Source organism: Amycolatopsis cihanbeyliensis (genome assembly GCF_006715045.1).
Lineage (GTDB): Bacteria > Actinomycetota > Actinomycetes > Mycobacteriales > Pseudonocardiaceae > Amycolatopsis > Amycolatopsis cihanbeyliensis.
This window is the reverse complement of the sequence record NZ_VFML01000001.1, coordinates 841,830-862,443: the sequence shown is the minus strand read 5'-3', so window position 1 is coordinate 862,443 and position 20,614 is coordinate 841,830. Positions and strand designations below refer to the sequence as shown.

Annotated in this window: 15 protein-coding genes and 2 pseudogenes; 11 read left to right on the top strand and 6 right to left on the bottom strand. The window is 71.0% G+C overall.

From position 1 onward, the window contains the following. Nucleotides 1-35 precede the first annotated feature (35 nt). The 4 genes from FB471_RS03610 to pyrB all read left to right on the top strand — a co-directional run bounded on the left by FB471_RS03610 (nt 36) and on the right by pyrB (nt 4,909). Nucleotides 36-1,238 (top strand): ATP-grasp domain-containing protein, encoded by a 1,203-nt coding sequence (locus tag FB471_RS03610; RefSeq protein ID WP_141995918.1) that lies wholly within the window; start codon nt 36-38, stop codon nt 1,236-1,238. A gap of 68 nt (nt 1,239-1,306) precedes the next feature. Continuing rightward, nucleotides 1,307-2,512, top strand: coding sequence for an ATP-grasp domain-containing protein (locus FB471_RS03605; RefSeq protein ID WP_170220687.1), 1,206 nt, complete (start codon nt 1,307-1,309; stop codon nt 2,510-2,512). Nucleotides 2,513-2,529: 17 nt separating this feature from the next. Further along, the gene (locus FB471_RS03600) at nt 2,530-3,789 is read left to right on the top strand and encodes an MFS transporter (protein WP_141995916.1); all 1,260 of its coding nucleotides are present in this window, start codon (nt 2,530-2,532) and stop codon (nt 3,787-3,789) included. A gap of 76 nt (nt 3,790-3,865) precedes the next feature. Then, nucleotides 3,866-4,909 (top strand): aspartate carbamoyltransferase, encoded by a 1,044-nt coding sequence (pyrB, locus tag FB471_RS03595; RefSeq protein WP_211357940.1) that lies wholly within the window; start codon nt 3,866-3,868, stop codon nt 4,907-4,909. 16 nt (nt 4,910-4,925) lie between these two features. Here the strand turns inward: pyrB and FB471_RS03590 are convergent, their stop codons facing one another. Both FB471_RS03590 and FB471_RS03585 read right to left on the bottom strand, forming a co-directional pair. Next, entirely contained in the window at nt 4,926-6,485 is a 1,560-nt protein-coding gene (locus FB471_RS03590) for a GMC family oxidoreductase (protein ID WP_141995914.1), read from the bottom strand. Between the two features lie 22 nt (nt 6,486-6,507). Further along, the gene (locus FB471_RS03585) at nt 6,508-7,986 is read right to left on the bottom strand and encodes an aldehyde dehydrogenase family protein (RefSeq protein WP_141995913.1); all 1,479 of its coding nucleotides are present in this window, start codon (nt 7,984-7,986) and stop codon (nt 6,508-6,510) included. 220 nt (nt 7,987-8,206) lie between these two features. Here FB471_RS03585 and dxs point away from each other — a divergent pair, with 220 nt between their 5' ends. The 5 genes and pseudogenes from dxs (at nt 8,207) to FB471_RS03560 (ending at nt 13,650) form a co-directional block, all read left to right on the top strand. Continuing rightward, entirely contained in the window at nt 8,207-10,135 is a 1,929-nt protein-coding gene (dxs, locus tag FB471_RS03580) for a 1-deoxy-D-xylulose-5-phosphate synthase (RefSeq protein ID WP_141995912.1), read from the top strand. 24 nt (nt 10,136-10,159) lie between these two features. Further along, nucleotides 10,160-10,935, top strand: a pseudogene (locus tag FB471_RS03575) (homocysteine S-methyltransferase). Between the two features lie 55 nt (nt 10,936-10,990). Continuing rightward, nucleotides 10,991-11,662 (top strand): response regulator transcription factor, encoded by a 672-nt coding sequence (locus tag FB471_RS03570; RefSeq protein WP_170220686.1) that lies wholly within the window; start codon nt 10,991-10,993, stop codon nt 11,660-11,662. A gap of 69 nt (nt 11,663-11,731) precedes the next feature. Beyond that, nucleotides 11,732-12,808 carry a sensor histidine kinase gene (locus FB471_RS03565; protein WP_142001550.1) on the top strand — a complete coding sequence of 359 codons (1,077 nt, stop codon included), beginning with the start codon at nt 11,732-11,734 and terminating at the stop codon, nt 12,806-12,808. 23 nt (nt 12,809-12,831) lie between these two features. After that, complete coding sequence (locus FB471_RS03560) at nt 12,832-13,650, top strand: aldo/keto reductase (RefSeq protein WP_141995911.1); 819 nt, start codon at nt 12,832-12,834, stop codon at nt 13,648-13,650. Nucleotides 13,651-13,653: 3 nt separating this feature from the next. Here FB471_RS03560 and FB471_RS03555 read toward each other — a convergent pair whose 3' ends face one another. Continuing rightward, nucleotides 13,654-14,595: an AraC family transcriptional regulator gene (locus FB471_RS03555; protein WP_141995910.1), complete on the bottom strand. Its 942-nt coding sequence runs from the start codon at nt 14,593-14,595 to the stop codon at nt 13,654-13,656. 80 nt (nt 14,596-14,675) lie between these two features. Here FB471_RS03555 and FB471_RS03550 point away from each other — a divergent pair, with 80 nt between their 5' ends. Further along, nucleotides 14,676-15,479, top strand: coding sequence for an NmrA family NAD(P)-binding protein (locus tag FB471_RS03550; protein WP_141995909.1), 804 nt, complete (start codon nt 14,676-14,678; stop codon nt 15,477-15,479). Nucleotides 15,480-15,574: 95 nt separating this feature from the next. Here FB471_RS03550 and FB471_RS03545 read toward each other — a convergent pair whose 3' ends face one another. After that, nucleotides 15,575-17,683 carry a 3-hydroxyacyl-CoA dehydrogenase NAD-binding domain-containing protein gene (locus FB471_RS03545; protein ID WP_141995908.1) on the bottom strand — a complete coding sequence of 703 codons (2,109 nt, stop codon included), beginning with the start codon at nt 17,681-17,683 and terminating at the stop codon, nt 15,575-15,577. Beyond that, nucleotides 17,683-18,873, bottom strand: a complete 1,191-nt coding sequence (locus FB471_RS03540; RefSeq protein WP_142001548.1) for a thiolase family protein — start codon at nt 18,871-18,873, stop codon at nt 17,683-17,685. Before FB471_RS03540 ends, FB471_RS03545 begins: the two co-directional genes overlap by 1 nt. Nucleotides 18,874-19,000: 127 nt before the next feature. Between FB471_RS03540 and FB471_RS35810 the strand changes: the two are divergent. Continuing rightward, nucleotides 19,001-19,261: pseudogene (locus tag FB471_RS35810) on the top strand (alpha/beta hydrolase); the annotation flags it as partial. A 100-nt stretch (nt 19,262-19,361) separates the two neighbouring features. Here FB471_RS35810 and FB471_RS03530 read toward each other — a convergent pair. Beyond that, the gene (locus FB471_RS03530) at nt 19,362-20,603 is read right to left on the bottom strand and encodes a ribonuclease D (RefSeq protein ID WP_141995907.1); all 1,242 of its coding nucleotides are present in this window, start codon (nt 20,601-20,603) and stop codon (nt 19,362-19,364) included. Nucleotides 20,604-20,614: the final 11 nt, after the last annotated feature.

Sequence of the window (20,614 nt, the reverse complement as noted above, 5' to 3'; positions counted from 1 at the left end):
AGTGTTCGCACAAGACACCTGAGCTGGAGCACCCGATGCGCATTCTCATCCTGAACAAGAACAAATTCGGACGCATGGAGTATGCCAGGGCTATCGACCATCAGCGGCACGACGTGACCTATGCGGGCACCACCGAGTACGACGACGACATCCCGAAGGACCTCCGGTGTGAACGGTTCGTGCTGGAGCGGGGAGCGCCGGTGGTCGAGCAGCTTCAGCCATGGTTGCGCGCCCAGCGTCCGTTCGACCGCCTGCTGGCGAGGCACGAGCTTCTGATCATGCCGGCGGCCGAGCTCCGGGCGGAGTTCGGCATTCCCGGTATGCTCCCTGATCTGGCGGCCAGGTTCCGCGACAAGGTGACGATGAAGGCCACCCTGGAGCGGGCGGGCATCCGGGTGCCGCGGTTCGTGCGGGCGACCGAGCTGCCCGAGCACGTGCCCTGGCAGGGCAAGACGATAGTCAAACCCCGGGACTCGAACGCCAGCCAGGGGGTGTACCTGTGCGACGACTACGATTCGGCACGCCGCCTGGTGGGGCAACGACGCCGGGATGACCACGCGTTCGCGGACCGGTACGAGGTCGAGGAGTATCTCGACGGCCCGATCTGGCACGTGGACGGGTTCCTCTTCCGCGGTGAGCCGGTGGCTGTCCAGGCGTCCCGCTACGTGCGGACGCCGCTGGAGTTCGAGCACGGCAACCCGCTGGGATCGGTCCAGTTTCCGTACCCGGAACTGGAAGCGTGGACACTGGACTGCCTGCACGCGCTCGGCGCCGACACCCTGACCTTCCACCTGGAAGCCATCATCACCGCCGACGGCCCCGCCTTCCTCGAGGTCGCGGCGCGCTGCGGTGGCGGCTACGTCGTCGACATGTTCCGCCGCCGGACGGGTGCCCACCTGCACTCGCTCGACATGGCGACGGAAGTCGGCGGGGAGTTGGCGACGCACCTGCTCGAGTCCCCCGCGCCGAACTCGTTCAACGGCATGTTCCTGTTTCCCGGGCACACCTACGGCGGGGCGCCGGTCACCGTGGACGTACCCGCGGGCACGCTCACGGCCCCGGTGCTGGTGAAGTACCGAATCTTCCCGGAGGGCAAGCCGACGCCGACGAACGCGAACTACCGTCCCGAGAACCTGGCGTTCTCCGGTCTGGTCTCCGGCCCGGATCCCGCTGAGCTCGACGCGTGGCTCGAGGACCTGCTCTCGTCGGCGACAGTCTCCGCGCCCGGCGACGCATGAGTTGCCCTGTGCCACGTCGCGGCACCCATGGCGACCACGGAGCGCGCGGAGCCGCGGAGGGGGAACGCATGAGCATCCGGCACGTACTGGTCGTCGGCGGCGCCCGTGATGTCACCCGGGTGATGAAGCGGGTGCGGTCGGCGGTCGTCATCACGACGATGGTTTCCGTTCCGCGGCTCGCGAAGATCCGGTATCCCGACAACTGCGCCAGGGTTCTCGCGCTCCAGGAGTCCTCGGCGACCGACGAGTGGGTGTCGCTGGCGACCACCGTGCACGAGCGGGAACCCATCCACGCCGTCGCCGCGTTCGGTGAGTTCGACCAGCACCGGGCCGCGGCCATCGCGGCGGCACTGGGTCTGCGGTTCCATTCGCCCGAGGTCATCGGCCTCATCTACGACAAGGCGGCGATGCGGGAGCGGTTGCGCGCCACCGGGATCGAGGAGGTCCCGTCCGCGCACGTCAGGACGCGGTCCGAGCTGTGCCGGTTCGCCGGCGTGCACGGTTTCCCGCTGATCCTCAAACCCCGGTGCGGTACTGGCAGCGCCGGAATCGTCAAGGTGTCGGACGCCGCCGACCTCGCGCGGGCGCGGCCGTCGGGAGACTGCGTCGTCGAACCCTTTCTTCCCGGTGTGGAGATCGCCGTCGAGGCGTTCTCCGAAGGCGGCGTCCACCGCGTTGTCGGCATAACCCGCAAGCTGGTGGACGACAACTTCGTCGAGCTGGGGCACGAGGTCGGTGCGGCGACCGAGGCCGACTCGAAGGTAGCCGGATACGTCGCCGGGGTGCTGGATTCGGTCGGCCTCGCGTACGGGCCTTCGCATACCGAGTTGATCCTGACCGCTGCGGGCCCGCGGGTGGTGGAGACCCACAGCCGGGCGGGTGGGGACCAGATCCCGCAGCTGCTGCACGCGGCGACCGGTATCGACCTGATCGAGCTGGCGGTGCGGCAGGTGCTCGGTGAGCGGGTGCTGCCCGCGCTGGACGCCGAGCTGTCGGCACCGGACCGCGGGTCGTGGGCGGGCGCGATCCGTTACGCGGTACCGCCCGCGTCCCGGAGCCTGGTCTCGGTCGGCAACCTCGCCGAGGCGCGGGCGCTGCCGTGGGTCACCGGCTGCACCGTGCTCAAGGAACCGGGACAGCGGCTCACCGCGCCGATCCGGAGCTCGGTCGACCGGGTGGCCTTCTGCACCGCGGTCGCGCCGGATGCCGAGACGGCGACCGCGGCCGCAGCCCGTGCGGTCGACACGCTGACGATCGTGGTGAGCGAGGAGTGAGCGATTCCCCCGAGCGCGTGCGATCCACGCGAACCCGGCTGGGGCAGGCGTTTCGCGACATCGTGGTGCCGCCGGCCGGTGCTGGGCGCATCGCCGGCTCGGCACTGGCCGACTCGCTCGGCTCGGGTCTGTTCATGTCCGGCGCGGTGGTGTACTTCAGTCTCCGGCTGGAGCTGGACACGATCACGATCGGCGCGGGCTTCGCCGTCGCGGGCGTGGTCGCGCTCCTTGTCGTCGCTCCGCTGGGTGCCGTGGCCGATCGCGTCGGGTACGCGCGAACGTTGAAGTTCGCCCATTTCGCCCGCGCGGCCATCTATCCGCTCTACCCCTTCGCCGGCAACGTGATCGGATTCGTCGCGATCATCACGCTGGTCACCGTGGCTGACCGGATGGCGGCCCCGGTGTTTCAGGCCATGGTCGGCGCGACCGTCGGCGGCGAACGGCGCACCGAAACCATGGGATACGTGCGAGCGCTGCGCAACGCGGGTTTCTCGCTGGGCGCGCTGGTGACCAGCGTGGCCGTGGCGATCGGCACGACCACCGCCTACGACGCGATTCCGATCGGCAACGCGGTGTCCTTCGCCCTGGCGGGCGTACTGCTGGGCGGTATCCGTAACGTGCGCGCGCTGCGGCCGGACCGCGCGGGCCGAGGACTGCGCAGGATCAAGCCCCGGTACCTGGCCCTGAGCGCACTCAACGTGATCATGCTGCTGCACGACACGATCCTGCTGCTCGCCCTGCCACTGTACGTCATCCGGCAGACGGAGATCCCGGAGTCGACGTTGCCGCTGATGTTCGTGCTGAACACCGTTCTCGTCGTGGTGCTGCAACGCAGACTCAGCCGCATGGCGTCGACCCTGCCGGCGGCGGCGCGGGCCGAGCGGAACGCGGGCTGGCTGCTGGCGGCGGCCTGCGGCTGCTTCGCGGTGGCGGCCGTGCTGCCGCCGATCGCCGGTGTGATCGCGCTCGTCGCCGCGGTGGTCCTGCTGTCACTGGGCGAGTCGCTACAGGTCGCCGGAGCCTGGGAGCTGTCCTACGGCCACGCGCCACCGGCGGACCGGGGCGCCCACCTCGCCGTCTTCAGTATCGGTATCGGCGTGCAACGATCTGTCGGCCCAGCGCTCGTGTCGGTCATCGCGATCGTCGGAGCCGCGACGTGGATCCCGATGGCCGCGCTCTTCGTGCTCGCGGGAACCGCGACGCGGCGGCTGGCCGGGGCGCCGTGGCCGGGCGAGGACCATGGGCGGACCGAGCCGGGGCGGGCCGACGCCCGCTGAGCGACACCACGAGGCGATGGCGCCACGGCGGCGATACGCTGTGTCACGATGGCAGCACCGCACGGATGGAGGCTCGGTGAATCTCGCAGGTGAACACATCCTCACCGTCGAACAGTTCGATCTTCCCCAGTTGGAGCGGTTGTTCGAGGTGACCGATCGAATGCTGCCCTATGCTCGGCGGCAGCGCACCACCCGTGTCCTCGAAGGCGCCGTACTCGGAAACCTGTTCTTCGAACCGAGCACCAGGTCTCGCCTGAGCTTCGGTGCGGCCTTCAACCGGCTGGGCGGCCACGTCAGCGAAACCACCGGCTTCGCCTTCTCGTCCATGGCCAAGGGTGAGTCGATCTACGACACGAGTCGGGTGGTGAGCGGCTATGTGGACACCCTCGTGGTCCGTCACCCGGAAGAAGGCGCCGTCAGCGAGTTCGCCGCGGCCACCAACGTCCCGGTGGTCAACGGCGGGGACGGCCCAGGCGAGCATCCGACCCAAGCACTGCTGGACCTCTACACCCTGTGCCGCGAGCGAGGCCTTCGACCGGGCGGGGTCGGCGGCGCGACCGTGGCGTTCGTCGGCGATCTGCGGTACGGCCGAACCGTACACTCGCTGACGAAGCTGCTCGCGCTGGAGGACACCCTCCGGTTCGTGTGTGTCGCTCCGCCCGTGCTCCAGATCCCCGACGACCTCGCCGCGAGCCTGCGGCAGCGCGGTCACCGGGTCGACATCACCGACGACCTCGCCGAAGGAATCCGGGAAGCCGACGTCGTCTACACCACCCGTATCCAGCAGGAGCGCATCCCGGAAGACGTCTCCATCAGCGGCTACCAGGACCGGTTCCGCATCGACGCCGCCCTGTACGAACGGGTGTGCAGGCCGGGAACGACACTGATGCACCCGCTTCCCCGAGACAGCAGGACCGGTCGGAGCGAACTCGCCGACGACCTCAACCTGCATCCGGAACTCGCCATCTTCCGGCAGACGGACAACGGAATCCCGGTCCGGATGGCGCTCTTCGCGCTCGTGCTCGACGTCGCCGACCAGGTCGACGACACGGCCCGCGACGTCGCCTGGCACCACCCGGCGCGGATCGGAGTCGCCGACACCCGGACCGTGTTGAGCTAAGAACCGAGCGCCTGGCTCAGGCGTCCTCGGCCAGCAGGTCGGCGCACTTCTCACCGATGGCCATGGTGGTGATGCACGGGTTGACGGCGACGAGGAACGGCATGACCGAGGCGTCGGCCACGCGCAGGCCCTCCACGCCACGCACCCGCAGTCGCGCGTCCACCGGGGCCATCGGGTCGGCGTCGGGACCCATCTTCACCGTGCAGGCCGGGTGGTAGACGGTGTTGTGCGTCCGACGGAGGTAGTCGGCGATCTCGTCGTCGGTGCGGGCGTCGGCGCCCGGCGCGAGCTCCGCACCGGCCCACTCCGCCATCGCGGGTTGGGACACGATCTCCCTGGCCAGTTTGACGCCGTAGGTCATCACCCGGATGTCGTGCGGATCGGTGAAGTAACGCGGGTCCACCTTCGGCTTGTCCCGGAAGTCCCTTGTGCTCAGCCGGACCGTGCCGGTGGAGCGGCTCCTGGTCACGTTCGGGGTGAGACAGAAGCCGTTCTCGGTGGTCGGGTAGCCGTGCCGCAGGGTGTTCAGGTCGAAGGGCACCGAGCCGTAGTGGAACATCAGGTCCGGACGGTCCAGGCCGTCCTGCGTGGTGGTGAAGATCCCGATCTCCCACCACTGGGTGGACTCGGTGGTCATCGGCTTGCGGGCGTCCCACTGCACCAGGCCCTCGGGGTGGTCCTGCAGGTTCTCGCCGACGCCGGGGGAGTCGACCAGCACCTCCACCCCGACCTCGCGCAGGTGCTCCGCGGGCCCGATCCCGGACAGCATCAGCAGCTTCGGCCCGTCGATCGCGCCCGTGCTGAGGACCACCTCCTTCCGGGCGGTGATCCGCTCGCTGCGCAGCATGTCCTCGGTCAACACCTCGACCCCGGTGCAGCGGGTTCCCGCGAAGCTCAGCTTCTTCGCGCGCACCCCGGTGCGCACGTGCAGGTTCGGCCGCGTGCCGAGGATCGGGTGCAGGTAGGACACCGAGGCCGAGGATCGGGTGCCGTCCTCGCGCGCGTTGATCTGGAACCAGTTGGCGCCGTGCGTCACGGTCCGGCCGGAGTTGAACTCGGTGCGCGGGATGCCGGCCTGCGCGCAGGCCTCCAGCAGCGCCGCGCCCGCCGGGTCCCGCGGCGGCACCGAGCGGATGGTCACCGGGCCGGAACGCCCGTGATGCTCGCCAGGCCCGTCGTTGGTCTCGAGTCGCCGGTACAGCGGGAAGATGTCGGCCGCCGACCAGCCGGGCAGGCCGAGCGAGGCCCACTCGTCCAGGTCCTCGGCCGGTGCCCAGAACGCGATGCAGGAGTTGTGCGATGAGCAGCCGCCGAGCACCTTCGCCCTGGCGTGGCGCAGGAAGGAGTTCCCGGAATCCTGCGGCTCGACCAGGTAGTCCCAGTCGTAACCGGATTCCAGCAAGCCCATCCACCGGTCCAGCTCCAATATGGCGGGATCGTCCACATCGGATGGTCCGGCCTCGAGGAGGCAGACGGTCACATCCGGGTTCTCGGACAGCCGCGCGGCCACCACCGAACCCGCCGTGCCGCCACCGACCACGACATAGTCGAACTCGCTGCCGAACTCACTGCTCAACGCTTGTCCTTTCCGGGCCCGGTCAGGCCTGCTCGCTGGAGAACCAGTACCCGGGTGCGGGCCGCAGGTTCTGGTAGATGTGCTTCGCCTCCTGGTACTCGGCGAGGCCACCCGGGCCGAGTTCGCGCCCGAAACCGGACTGCTTGAACCCGCCCCATTCGGCCTGCGGCAGGTAGGGGTGGAAGTCGTTGATCCACACCGTGCCGTGCCGCAGCCTGCCGGCCACGCGCTGCGCGCGCCCGGCGTCGTTGGTGAACACCGCACCGGCGAGGCCGTAGTGCGTGTCGTTCGCGATCCGGACCGCCTCGTCCTCGCTCGTGAAGGTCTCCACGGTCAGCACCGGACCGAAGGACTCCTCGACGACGGCGGTGCCGCGTGGGCGCACGTTGTCCAGCACCGTCGGCAGGTAGTAGTAGCCGTCGGCCAGCCGCTCCTCCTCCGGGCGGCGGCCGCCGGTGCGCAGCACGGCGCCCTCGGCGATGGCGGCGGCCACGTAGGCCTCGACCTTCTCCCGGTGCGCCGCGGAGATCAGCGGTCCGGTCTCGGCGTCCGGGTCGAAGGGCCCGCCCAGCCTGATCAGCTCGGCCCTGCGCACCACCTCGTCCACGAAGGCGTCGTGGATGCTCTGCTCGACGATCAGCCGCGAGCCCGCCGAGCACACCTGCCCGGAGTGCAGGAAGATCGCGGTGAGCGCGAAGTCCACCGCGGTCTCGAAGTCCGCGTCGGCGAAGACCACGTTCGGATTCTTACCGCCCAGTTCCAGCGCCACCTTCTTGACCGTGGTCGCGGCGGCCGCGGCGATCCGGCGGCCGGTGACCAGCCCGCCGGTGAAGGAGACCAGATCCACATCCGGGTGCTCGGCCAGCGGGGCACCGACCTCCGGCCCGGCGCCGAGCACCAGGTTCGCCACCCCGTCCGGCACCCCGGCGTCGGACAGCAGCCGCATCAGCAGGATCGAGGTGTGCGGGGTCAGCTCACTCGGCTTCAACACGAAGGTGTTCCCCGCGGCCAGCGCCGGCGCGACCTTCCACGCCGTCTGCAGCAGCGGGAAGTTCCACGGGGTGATCAGCCCGCAGACGCCGACCGGCTCGTACACCACCCGGCTGAACGCGTCGGGGTTCCCGGTGTCCACCACCCGGCCGGCGTCGTTCCCGGCCAGCTTGCCGAAGTAGCGGAAGCAGGCGGCGATGTCGTCCAGGTCGTACTCGCTCTCCACCAGCCGTTTGCCGGTGTCCAGCGACTCGGCGCGGGCGAAAGCGTCCTTGCGCCGCTCCAGCAGCTCGGCGGCGCGCAGCAGCACGTCCCCGCGCTCGGCCGCCGCGGTGGACGGCCACGGTCCGTTGTCGAACGCCTCGCGGGCGGCCGCGATGGCCGCCTCGGTGTCCTCGCGACCGCCCTCGGCGACGCTCGCCACCAGCGAGCCGTTCGCGGGGCAGTGGATGTCCCGCGTCCTGCCGTCCCTGGCCGCCACCCACTGGCCGCCGATGTAGAAGTCCGCCATCGAACCCTCTCGCTGCTGTCCGCCGATTGGAGCAGCCGAGATCCTACGCGGTGTGGTCCGCGGCGCCTCTTGTGTAGTAATCCGGGCCACGTCCGGCTGGTGGCCCGCCGGGTGACCAGCGTGGAGGCCGGTGTCACCCGCTCGGGGAAATTCGCGGGCGCCACCGCTCCGTAGACTGGGCCGAAGCACTCCTATCGAATGACGACGGGCGAGGTGGAGCGTGACGTTGCTGGAATCCGTGCACGGACCGGCTGATCTCAAACGGATGGAGCATGGCGAGCTGACGCGGCTGGCCGATGAGCTCAGGGATTTCCTCGTCGACACGGTGTGCGCGAGCGGTGGCCACCTGGGCCCGAACCTCGGCGTGGTCGAGCTCACCCTCGCGGTGCACCGGGTGTTCGACTCGCCGCGGGACGCCGTCCTCTTCGACGTCGGCCACCAGTCCTACGTGCACAAGGCCGTCACCGGCCGCGGCTCCGAGTTCGCGGGACTGCGCCAGCAGGGCGGCATCGCCGGGTACCCGGCCCGCGCCGAGAGCGAGCACGACCTGGTGGAGAACAGTCACGCCTCCACCGCGTTGTCCTATGCCGACGGCCTCGCCAAGGCGTTCCAGCTCGCCGGCGAGGACCGGCACGCCGTCGCGGTGGTCGGGGACGGCGCGCTCACCGGGGGGATGTGCTGGGAGGCACTGAACAACATCGCCGCCGATCCACACCGGCCGATCGTCATCGTGGTGAACGACAACGGCCGCTCCTACTCGCCGACCATCGGCGGCATCGCCGAGCACCTGGCCGCGTTGCGGTTGCAGCCCGGCTACGAGCGGCTGCTGGACGGCGGGCGCGAGCTGCTGCAGTCCACCCCGGTGGTGGGCAGGCCGCTGTACGCCGCGCTGCACGCCGCGAAGGCGGGGCTGAAGGACGCGCTGAGCCCGCAGCGGATGTTCTCCGACCTCGGCTTGAAGTACCTCGGGCCGGTCGACGGGCACGACCTCGTGGCGCTGGAGAAGGCGATGCTCAGCGCGCGGGCTTTCGGCGGCCCGGTGATCGTGCACGCGGTTACCGAGAAGGGCCATGGTTACCCGCCCGCGGTGAACCACGAGGCCGACCAGATGCACCAGACCGACCCGATCGACCCGGCGACAGGCAAGCCGCCGGCCAAGGGCACGAGCTGGACCTCGGTGTTCGGCACGGAGCTGGCGAGGATCGGCGAGGAGCGGCCTGATGTGGTGGTGATCACCGCCGCGATGCTGCGTTCCACCGGGCTGCACACCTTCGCCGAGGCGCACCCGGACCGCTGGTTCGACGTCGGCATCGCCGAGCAGCACGCGATGACCTCCGCAGCCGGCCTGGCGATGGGCGGTATGCACCCGGTGGTCGCGGTGTACTCGACCTTCCTCAACCGCGCGTTCGACCAGCTCCTGATGGATGTGGCGCTGCACCGTCAGCCGGTGACCGTGGTGCTGGACCGCGCGGGCATCACCGGGCCGGACGGCCCGAGCCACCACGGCATGTGGGACCTGTCCCTGCTGGGCATGGTGCCCGGCATCCGGGTGGCCGCGCCACGGGACGCGCAGACCCTGCGGGAGGAGCTGCGCGAGGCGGTGGCCATCGACGACGGGCCCAGCGTGCTGCGCTTCTCCAAGGGTGGGGTAGTCGAGTCGCTGCCGGCGCAGCGGCGGATCGGCACGGTGGACGTGCTGCGTACCCCCGAGCCCGGCGACCGGGATGTGCTGCTGGTCGCCGTCGGCGCGTTCGCCAAGCTCGGCCTCACCGCCGCCGACCGGCTCGGGGACCAGGGCATCGGGGTCACCGTGGTGGATCCCCGCTGGGTGCTCCCGGTGCCGGGGGAGCTGGTGGAGCTGGCCCGGCAGCACCGGATGGTGGTCACCGTGGAGGACAGCGGGCGGCACGGCGGGTTCGGCTCCGCGCTGGCGACCGCGCTGCGGGACGCCGAATGCGACATCCCGCTGCGCGATCTCGCCGTCCCGCAGGAGTTCCACCCGCACGGTTCCCGGGACGAGGTGCTCGCCGCGGTGGGGCTGACCGGGCAGGACGTGGCCCGCAAGGTGACCGGCTGGGCGGCCGAGGTGATCGGCGAGCCGCGGCCGGGTGCGGTCGCACCGCCACAGTTCCGCTCCGCACGGGACTGAGCGTTGTCGCGGTTCGGCGCGGCGCTGGCCGGGGAGCCGCTGTTGCTGGACGGTGGGCTCGCCACCGAGCTGGAGGCCCGCGGGCACGATCTCTCCGACGCGTTGTGGTCGGCCCGACTGCTGGTCGACGCCCCGGAGGAGATCGTGGCCGCGCATGCCGCGTTCGTCCGGTCCGGTGCGGCGATCGCGACCACGGCGAGTTACCAGGCGGGTTTCGCGGGCTTCGCGGAGCGCGGCATCGGGCGGGCCGACGCGGCGCGGCTGCTGCGCCGCAGCGTCGAGCTGGCCCGGCGGGCCGGGCCGGAATGGGTCGCAGCCTCGCTCGGCCCGTACGGCGCGCTGCTCGCCGACGGCTCGGAGTACCGGACGTGCTCGCGCTGGAGACGGTGCCGGACGTGGACGAGGCGGCGGCGCTGCTCACCGCCGTCGAAGGCCTCGACGTGCCCGCCTGGCTCTCTTACACGATCTCCGGTGACCGGACCCGCGCGGGGCAGTCGCTGGCCGAGGCCTTCGCCGTCGCCACGGGTAACGACCAGGTCGTCGCGGTCGGGGTGAACTGCTGCGATCCCGCCGAGGTGCCCGGCGCCGTCGCCGTGGCGGTACAGGTCACCGGCAAGCCGGTGATCGCCTACCCGAACAGTGGCGAAGGCTGGGACCCCGTGGCCCGCCGCTGGACCGGTGCCTCCCGGTTCACCGCGGCCGGGGCGTCCCGCTGGCTCGCCGCGGGCGCGACGATCATCGGCGGCTGCTGCCGCGTCCGCCCCGCCGACCTCGCCCCGCTCGCCGCGGGCGGGGCATGACGGTTGGTCCCGTGTCGCCCAGGTGACTCTCAGGAATCTGTGGCACGGTGTTGACGTGCGGATTCTGGTAGTTGAGGACGAAGAACCCCTCGCCGAGGCCATCGCGCGCGGGTTGCGCCGCGAGGGCATGGCCGTGGACGTCGCGTTCACCGGCGATGAGGGGCATGAGAAGGCGGCGATCACCCGGTACGACGTCGTCCTGCTGGACCGTGACCTGCCCGGTATGTCGGGCGACGAACTGTGCAAGGAAATCGTCGGCTCCGGTGAGCTGACCAGGGTGCTCATGCTGACCGCGAGCGGCGCCATCGCCGACCGGGTGGAGGGTCTTTCCCTCGGGGCCGACGACTACCTCGCCAAGCCGTTCGCCTTCCCGGAACTGGTCGCCAGGGTGCGTGCCCTCGGCAGGCGCGCCACCCCGGCGGCGCCGCCGCTGCTGACCGCGGGCGATGTGGAGCTCGATCCGGCACGGCGTACCGTACGCAGGTCGAGTGGGCCGGTGGAGCTCACCCGCAAGGAGTTCGGCGTGCTCGAGGTACTGCTGTCCGCGGGCGGCTCCGTGGTGAGCAGCGAGGAGCTGCTGGAACGCGTGTGGGACGAGAACGCCGACCCGTTCACCACGACGGTGCGAGTGACGGTGATGACATTGCGGAAGAAGCTGGGTGAGCCGGGGATCATCGAGACGGTGGTCGGCTCCGGGTATCGCGTGCCCGACGCCGGCCAGCGGTGACCGGTGAGCGGTGCTGCCGGCCTGCTGCCGGCGCGCAGCCTGCGTGCCCGGATCACCCTGCTCGCCATCATGCTGGCGGCCGGCGTCAGCGTCGTCCTGCTGTGGTTGACCTGGACCCTGGTCGGTGACGCGGTCGCCGAGGTACCGCAGATGCCGCCCGGTACCACCGTCCGGGTCGACGGGGTGGTGGTGGAGGCCTCGACACTCGCGGAGCACCTGCGCGACCAGGCCAGGCAACGTGTGCTGGTGGCGGGCGCGGTGGCGTTCTGTTGCGTGGTCGCGGCCGCCGGCATCCTGGCCTGGACGCTGACCTCGCGGGTGCTGCGGCCACTGCGGGAGATCACCACGACCGCCCGCAGGCTCTCCGGGGAGTCCATGGGCGAGCGCATCGGCGCGCTGCGGACCAGGGACGAGCTCGCCGAGCTCGCCGAGACCTTCGACGCGATGCTGGACCGGCTGCAGGCCGCGTTCGAGGGGCAACGCCACTTCGTCGCCAACGCCAGTCACGAGCTGCGTACCCCGCTGTCGGTGATCCGCACCGAGCTGGACGTCACCCTCGCCGACGAGAGCGCCGACGAGGCCGAGTTGCGCCGGATGGCGGAGGTGGTGCGGCACGCCACCGAGCGGGCGGAGAACCTGGTGAACTCGTTGCTGCTGCTGGCGCGGACCGATGGGGCGGGGCTCGCGGCCACCGAACCGGTCGACCTCGCCACGGTGGTGGACAGCGCCTGGCGCGCGGTGCTGACCGAGGCACGGCAGCGCGAGCTGCGGGTGGAGCTGAACACCGTGTCCACCCCGGTGGCGGGGGATCCGGCGCTGCTGGAGCGGGTGGCGGGCAACCTGCTGGAGAACGCGGTGCGGCACAACCTGGACGGCGGATGGGTCGAGGTCAGCACCCATCCGGGTGCGCACTGGTCGATGCTGCGGGTGCGTTCCTCCGGGGCGCTGGTTGACCCGGCCACCGTGACCGAGCTGTTCGAACCGTTCCGCCGGGCGGGGGTGGCGCGGACCGCGCGGTCCGGAGCGGGGCTCGGACTGTCCATCGTGCGTGCCGCGGTACAGGCGCACGGTGGCACGCTGTCCGCGGAACCGGTGGTCGGCGGCGGGCTCGCGATCAGCGTGTACCTGCCAGCCGTGCCCGGCTGACGCATGCGGGTTACCGTGCGGGCATGACCTCCACCGTCCCCCTGCCCGAGGACGTCCGGCTTCCGCGGATCGGTTTCGGCGTCTACAAGATCCCCGACGACGAGGTGACCGAGGCCGTGCGCACGGCGATCGAGGCCGGCTACCGCAGCATCGACACCGCGACGCTGTACGGCAACGAGCGGGGCGTCGGCCGGGCCGTGCGGGAGTGCGGGCTGCCGCGCGAGGAGTTGTTCGTCACCACCAAGCTGTGGAACACCGACCACGGCTACGATTCCGCGCTGCGGGCGTTGGACACCAGCCTCGCCGAGCTCGGCATGGACTACGTCGACCTGTACCTGATCCACTGGCCGCAGCCGAAGCTGGACCGCTACGTGGAGATCTGGCGGGCGCTGCAGAAACTGCGCGCCGACGGCAGGGTGCGGGCGATCGGCGTGTCGAACTTCTCCGAGGAGCACCTGCGCAGGCTGCTCGACGAGACCGGTGTGGCGCCCGCGGTGAACCAGGTCGAGGCGCACCCGAACCTGCAGCAGGCGGCGCTGCGGGCCTTCCACGAGCGCAACGAGATTGTCACCGAGGCATGGCGGCCACTGGGGCTCGGGCCGGAGCTGTTCGAAACGCAGGTGGTGCGGACCGTGGCGGGCAAGCACGGCAAGACACCCGCGCAGGCGGTGTTGCGCTGGCACCTCGAGATGGGGCACGTGATCATCCCGAAGTCGGTCACTCCGGAACGGATCGCGGAGAACATCGACATCTTCGACTTCGAGCTGGACGCTCAGGACGTCGCGGGCTTCGCGACCCTGGAAAGTGGCGCCCGGCTCGGCCCCGAGCCGGGCGCGGGCTGACCGTCATCGCCCGCTCGCGGTCGCGTGGGCGCTGGGCCTGATTCCGCGCACCCGCCTGAACGCCGCGCTGAAGGCGAAACCGTCGGCGTAGCCGACCTCCGTGGCCACCGATCGCACCGTGCTGCCCGGTTCGCGGAGCAGGTCGGCGGCCAGCGCCATCCGCCAACTCGTGAGGTAGGTCAGCGGTGGCTGGCCGACCAGTTCGGTGAACCGGCGGGCCAGGGCCGCCCGTGACACGCCCGCGGCCCTGGCGAGTCCGGCCACCGTCCACCCGTGCGCCGGGTTGTCGTGCATCGCCCGCAGGGCGGGCCCGGCCACCGGGTCGGCCAGCGCCCGGTACCAGGCGGGCGGCTCGGCCTCCGGCCGGTCGAACCAGTCCCGCAACGTGCACACCAGCAGCAGGTCGAGCAGCCGGTCCAGGACCAGATGCTGGCCTGGCCGTTCCCGTTCCAGCTCCACCTTGATCAGCTCGAATTCGGGGCAGGGCTGCCCGCCCGCGCGAACCACGGCCACCGGCGGCAGCGCGCGCAGCAGCCGATCACATGGCTCGCCCCGCGCCTGGTAGGCACCGATGAGCAGGGCGGCGGTGCCGGTCCTGGCCGCACCCCACGTCCGGGGGCCGAGCCGGGTGGTCTCGGCGAGGTTCGTCCCGTCGGCCGTGCTCAGGCACAGCTCGCTGCCGTGGATCACGATCTGGGGCTCGGTGCCGGGCTCGTCGGCCACGACGAACGGGTCGGGGCCGCGGACGATGGCGACGTCACCGCATCCCAGCCGGATGGGTTCGCCAGCGGTCGGCAGCAGCCACCCGGCGCCCTCCAGCAGCGTGCACACGGTGAGGGCGGCGTCGTGGGCGAACCGGTGCGACCAGGGTGCGGTCAGGATCGACTGGCCGAACATCGCGCCGTCGGCACGGAACCCGCGAACGAGGTCGGTGAAGACATCCACGTCACCAGTGTAGACGAACGCACATGCGATCGAGCGTCCGAATTATGGATCGTCTCACGCTGCCGGGGTTGACTAGGGACATGACTGAGAAACCAATTCTTGTCCTCGGCGGTACCGGCAAGATCGGCCGCCGGGTGGCCGCCCGGTTGCGGGCCGCCGGCCACTCGGTGCGCGTGGCCTCCCGTTCCGGGGAGGTCCGGTTCGACTGGACCGACGAGTCCACCTGGGACACTGCGCTGGACGGGGTGGGTCCCGTCTTCGTCGCATTGCCCGAGGAGGGCGGCGACGCGGCCCCGTTCGTGGCGCACGCGGCCGGGCGCGGGGTCACGCGTTTCGTCGCCCTGTCCGGCAGGGGTGTCGAGGAGATCGGTGAGCCGAGCATGCTGGGGCTCGAGCGGGCGGTGCGGGAGTCCGGTGTGGACTGGACGATCGTGCGGGCGGGGTGGTTCCACCAGAACTTCGACGAGGGCATGCTCGCCGAGGGTGTCCGGAACGGCGTGCTGGAGGTGCCGGTGGGGGATGGCCTGGAGCCGTTCGTGGACGCCGAGGACATCGCCGAGGTGCTGGCCACGGTCCTGACCACCGAGGGGCACGTGGGGCGGACCTACGAGCTGTCCGGCCCGAGGGCGCTGTCGTTCGCCGAGGTCGCGGAGATCCTGTCCGGGGCGACGGGACGGCGGATCGAGTTCCGCGACGTGCCCGCGGAGAAGTACGCGGCCGGCCTGGTAGCCGAGGGTGTTCCGGATGACGTGGCGAAGATGCTTGCCGAGGTGTTCGCGTTCATCCGGTACGGGCACAGCGAGCCACTCGTCGACGGTGTCCAGCGGGTGCTGGGCCGGGCGCCACGCAGCTTCGAGGACTACGCGGGGGCCGTCACCTGGTGATCGTATAATACCCTATACCCCTCCGCTTTGTTGTCTGCTGTGAGTGGCCCGTTCACTGCGAAAGACGCAGGGAACGGGCCACTCACAGCAGTGGATCAGCGAGGGACGGAGGCGGTGCCCGGAGCCAGGAAGGGCTTGCCGTTGACCTGCTCGGACACCCCGCTACGGTCCAGGTAGGGGGTGATGCCGCCCAGCCAGAACGGCCAGCCCGCGCCGAGGATCAGGCACAGGTCGATGTCCTGCGCCTCGGCCACCACGCCCTCGTCCAGCATGATGCGCGCCTCCTGGGCCAGCGCGGTCAGCGCGCGTTCCCGCACCCGCTCCGCGGACAGGGCGTTGTCGCCCCGCTGCCACAGCCGCTCGACCTCGGGATCGACCGAGGCATTGCCCTGGTTGTCCCAGGACCACACCGAGGACTTGCCCGCGTCCACGAACCGCTTGAGGTTCTCGCTGACCCCGAACCGGTCCGGGAAGGCCGCGTGCATGGTCTCCGCGACGTGCAGCGCCACCGGAGGGCCGACCAGCTGGAGCAGGGTCATCGGCGTCATCGGCAGCCCGAGCGGGTCCAGGGCGCTGTCGGCCACCTCGAACGGGGTGCCCTCGTCCACCGCGGCCAGCACCTCGCCGAGGAACCGGGTGAGCAGCCGGTTCACCACGAACGCGGGCGCGTCCTTCACCAGCACGCTGGACTTCTTCAGCTGCTTGCCGACCGCGAAGGCCGTGGCCAGCGTCGCGTCGTCGGTGCGCTCCCCGCGCACGATCTCCAGCAGCGGCAGCACCGCAACCGGGTTGAAGAAGTGGAAACCGACCACCCGCTCGGGGTGCTCCAGCTTCGCGGCCATCTCGGTGACGGGCAGCGAGGAGGTGTTGGTCGCCAGGATCGCCTCGGCGCCGACGTGCTGCTCCACCTCGGCGAACACCTGCCGCTTCACGCCGAGCTCCTCGAACACCGCCTCGATCACGAAGTCGGCGTCGGCGAAGGCCTCCTTGGAAAGCGATCCGCTGACCAGCGCCTTCAGCCGGTTCGCCTCGTCACCCGCGATCCGCTGCTTGCTCAGCAGCTTGTCGATCTCGTCGTGCACATAGGACACGCCCTTGTCGATGCGCTGCTGGTCGATATCGGTGAGCACCACCGGCACCTTCAGCCTGCGCACGAACAGCAGCGCGAGCTGGCTGGCCATCAGCCCGGCGCCGACGACACCCACCTTGTTCACCGGGCGGGCCAGCGACTTGTCCGGGGCACCAGCCGGCTTCTTGGCCCGCTTGTTCACCAGGTTGAACGAGTACAGGCCCGCGCGCAGGGTGTCCGTCATCAGGATCTCGGCCAGCGCGTCGGTCTCCGCCGCGTACCCGCGGTCGAGATCGTTCTCCCGCGCCAGCTCCAGCAGCTCGACCGCCTTGGTCGCACCGGGGGACGCACCCTTCGTCTTTCCGTCCACGATGGACCTGGCGCGGGCGATCGCGTCGTCCCATGCCTGCCCGCGGTCGATCTCCTTGCGCTGCGGGGAGATCTCCCCGCGCACCACCTTGGCCAGCCACAGCAGCGACTGCTCGAGGTAGTCGGCGCTGGAGAACATCTCGTCCACGATGCCGAGCTCGACGGCCTGCGCGGGCCTGAGCATCTTGTTCTGGTTCAGCGCGTTCTCGATGATCACGGTGACCGCCGCGTCCGGCCCGATCAGGTTCGGCAGCAACTGCGTGCCGCCCCAGCCGGGGAACAGCCCGAGGAACACCTCGGGCAGCGCGATGGCCGCGGTGTTGTCCGACAGCGTCCGGTAGTGGCAGGACAGCGCGAGCTCCAGCCCGCCGCCCATCACCGCGCCGTTGACGAAGCCGAAGGTCGGGATCGTCGACTCGGTCAGCCGGCGGAACACATCGTGTCCGGTCTGCGCGATCTGCCGCGCCAGCTCGGGCTGGGAGATCTCCTCCACACCGGAAAGGTCCGCGCCCACCGCGAAGATGAACGGCTTGCCGGTCACCGCGATCGCGGCGGGCTCGGCGGCGAACGCCTCGTCCAGCGCCGCGTTCAGGCTGAGCAGCCCCTGCGGCCCGAAGGTGGAAGGCCGGTTGTGGTCCAGCCCGTTGTCCAACGTAACCAGCGCGACCTGCTTGTCGAGCCCGGGAACCGACACCAGCCGGGTGACCGCACTGGTGACGACCTCGTCCGGGAAGGCGGCCTTGGCCTGCTCTGCGGAAATCGTCATCACTTGCCTCCCTGGAAAGCCGGGTTCTCCCAGATCACCGTGCCGCCCATGCCGATACCGATGCACATCGTGGTCATGCCGTAGCGCACGTCAGGGCGCTCGGCGAACTGCCGGGACAGCTGGGTCATCAGCCGTACCCCGGAGGAGGCCAGCGGGTGGCCGCAGGCGATCGCCCCGCCCCAGGGGTTGACCCGCTGGTCGTCCTCGGCGATGCCGAAGTGGTCGAGGAAGGCGAGTACCTGCACGGCGAACGCCTCGTTGATCTCGAACAGGCCGATATCCGAAATGGACAGCCCCGTGCGGGCGAGGGCCTTCTCGGTCGCCGGGACCGGACCGAGGCCCATCACCTCCGGCTCCACTCCGGCGAAGGCGTAGCCGACCAGCCGCATGCCGACCGGCAGGCCGAGCTCCCGCGCGGTGTCCTCGTCGGCGAGGATGGCGCCGGTCGCGCCGTCGTTCAGCCCGGCCGCGTTGCCCGCGGTGATCCGGCCGTGCGGCCGGAACGGGGTCTTCAGCCCGGCGAGCTGCTCGATCGTGGTGCCCGGTCGCGGCGGTTCGTCCTCGGTGACCAGGCCCCAGCCGAACTCGGCCGAGCGGGTCGCCACCGGCACCAGCTCCGGCCCGATCCGGCCCTCCTTCACGGCGTCGGCGTAGCGCTCCTGGCTGCGCGCCGCGTAGGCATCGGTGCGCTGCTTGGTGATCCCGGGGTAGCGGTCGTGCACGTTCTCCGCGGTCTGCCCCATCACCAGTGCGGTGGGATCGACCAGCTTGTCGGCGACGATCCGCGGGTTGGGGTCCACGCCCTCGCCCATCGGGTGCCTGCCCATGTGCTCCACCCCGCCGGCGAGCACGAGGTCGTAGGCGCCGAAGCCGATGCCGCTGGCGGTGGTGGTCACGGCGGTCATCGCGCCCGCGCACATCCGGTCGAGGGCGAAGCCGGGGACCGACTTCGGCAGCCCCGCCAGCAGTGCCGCGGTTCGCCCGATGGTGAGGCCCTGGTCGCCGGTCTGGGTGGTCGCCGCGATGGCGACATCGTCGATGCGCTCGGGCGGCAACCCCGGATACCGGCGCAGCAACTCGCGGATCACCTTGACGACCAGGTCGTCGGCCCGGGTCTCGGCGTACACGCCCTTGTCGCCTGCCTTGCCGAACGGGGTGCGCACCCCGTCGACGAAGGCCACGTTGCGCACCGCGCGCGCGGTCGGCGCCTGCGGTGATGCGGGTGCGGCCACGAATGCTCCTCACGTGGGTTGTTCGGGAAACGGGTAACTCGGATAACCGCACGATAGCCCTCGTTACTGCCCGGTAACCAGGGGTGTGGTCCTGTCGAGTGGCTCACAACCGCGGGAACTCGGCGGTCAGGGTGATCGCCCAGACCGCGTGCGGGCTGACGGCGCGCCACCGATCGTCCTCGTCGGCACCACTGTGGACGCGGCGACCCCGTACCGCTGGGTCCGGGCGCTGCCCACGCCCATCCCGTCGGCCGCCCTGCTGACCTACGAGGATGCCGGCCATGGTGCCTTCGGCGGCATCTCGTCGTGTGTGGACGCCGAGGTGACTCGCTACCTGGTGGACCTCACCCCGCCCGGTCCCCGGTGCCCGCGGGGTGACCCCGACGGGAGCCGAGCCAGCCCGCCGACGCCGGCCCGAGGTGCTGGTTCGGTCTGCCGGCAGCGGCTCAGGCGGTGGTCTGCAGCGCCTTGTGCAGGGCCTCGGTGGTCAGCGAGACCTGCCAGGGGCGGGCACCGCCGGCCCGCAGCACCTCGGCGACACCCTCGACCGTGTCGTCCTCCGGCGGCTGCCAGCAGGTGCGCCGGACCAGATCGGGCAACAGCAGGTTCTCCACCGGCAAGCCGCGGTGCTCCGCGATCTCGGCGAGCGCGGTCCGGGCGGCCGACAGCCTGGCCGCGGCATCCGGGTCCTTGTCCGCCCACCGGTTCGGTGGTGGCGGCCCGTCATTGACCGGGTTGGCCGCGGGTAGCTCGGCGGCGGGCAGCACCCGTGCTGCCTGGAGCGGCCGCAGCCAGTTGCTGGTGTACCTGCGCTGCACCCGCCCGCCGAAGACCGGCAATGCCTGCAGGTCGGCGCTGGTGCGGGGGTCGGCGAGCACGGCGTTGACGATGGCGCTGTCCGGCAGGATCCGGCTGGGCGCGCGGTCCCGCTTGCGGGCGAGTTCGTCCCGTGCCTCCCACAGGGCGCGCACCGCGGCCAGGCCGCGCGGGGAGCGGATCTTGTGGATCCCGGAGGTACGTCGCCACGGCTCGGCCCGCGGCGCGGGTGGCTCGGCGGTGCGCACCGCCTCGAACTCCTGCCGCGCCCACTCCAGCTTGCCCTGTACGGACAGCTCCGCCTCGAGCTTCTCCCGCAGTGGCACGAGCAGTTCCACGTCGAGGGCGGCGTAGTTGAGCCAGGACGGGGGGAGCGGTCGCTTGGACCAGTCGGCCGCGCTGTGCCCCTTCTCCAGCCGGTAGCCGAGCAGGAGCTCGACCAGCGTCCCCAGTGCCACCCGCTCGTACCCGGCCAGCCTGCCGGCGAGTTCGGTGTCGAACAGCGCCGCGGGGTGCAGGTCGAGTTCGGCAAGGCAGGGCAGGTCCTGTGAGGCCGCGTGCAGTACCCACTCGGTGTGGCTGAGCGTCTCCGCCAGCGGCGCGAGATCCCCGGCGAGCGGGATCGGGTCGATGAGGAAGGTGCCCGCGCCCTCCCGACGCAACTGGATCAGGTACGCCCTGGGCCAGTAGCGGTACCCGGAGGCTCGCTCCGTGTCCACCGCGACCGCGCCCGTACCGGCGGCCAGCCGCGCACACGCGTGTTCGAGCGCCTCCTGGTCGGCCACGACCGCCGGGATGCCCTCGGCCGGTTCCGTCAGCGGGATGGGCGCAGACTCTTCCGGCGCATCGAGGCCAGAATCAACGTCGTCCACGAGTAAAGACC

Excerpts from the sequence above, each read along its gene's own strand:
- FB471_RS03585 (WP_141995913.1), bottom strand. The coding sequence starts at position 7,986 with ATGGCGGACTTCTACATCGGCGGCCAGTGGGTGGCGGCCAGGGACGGC.
- FB471_RS03545 (WP_141995908.1), bottom strand. The coding sequence starts at position 17,683 with ATGACGATTTCCGCAGAGCAGGCCAAGGCCGCCTTCCCGGACGAGGTC.
- FB471_RS03565 (WP_142001550.1), top strand. The coding sequence starts at position 11,732 with ATGCTGGCGGCCGGCGTCAGCGTCGTCCTGCTGTGGTTGACCTGGACC.
- FB471_RS03560 (WP_141995911.1), top strand. The coding sequence starts at position 12,832 with ATGACCTCCACCGTCCCCCTGCCCGAGGACGTCCGGCTTCCGCGGATC.
- FB471_RS03550 (WP_141995909.1), top strand. The coding sequence starts at position 14,676 with ATGACTGAGAAACCAATTCTTGTCCTCGGCGGTACCGGCAAGATCGGC.
- FB471_RS03605 (WP_170220687.1), top strand. The coding sequence starts at position 1,307 with ATGAGCATCCGGCACGTACTGGTCGTCGGCGGCGCCCGTGATGTCACC.
- FB471_RS03610 (WP_141995918.1), top strand. The coding sequence starts at position 36 with ATGCGCATTCTCATCCTGAACAAGAACAAATTCGGACGCATGGAGTAT.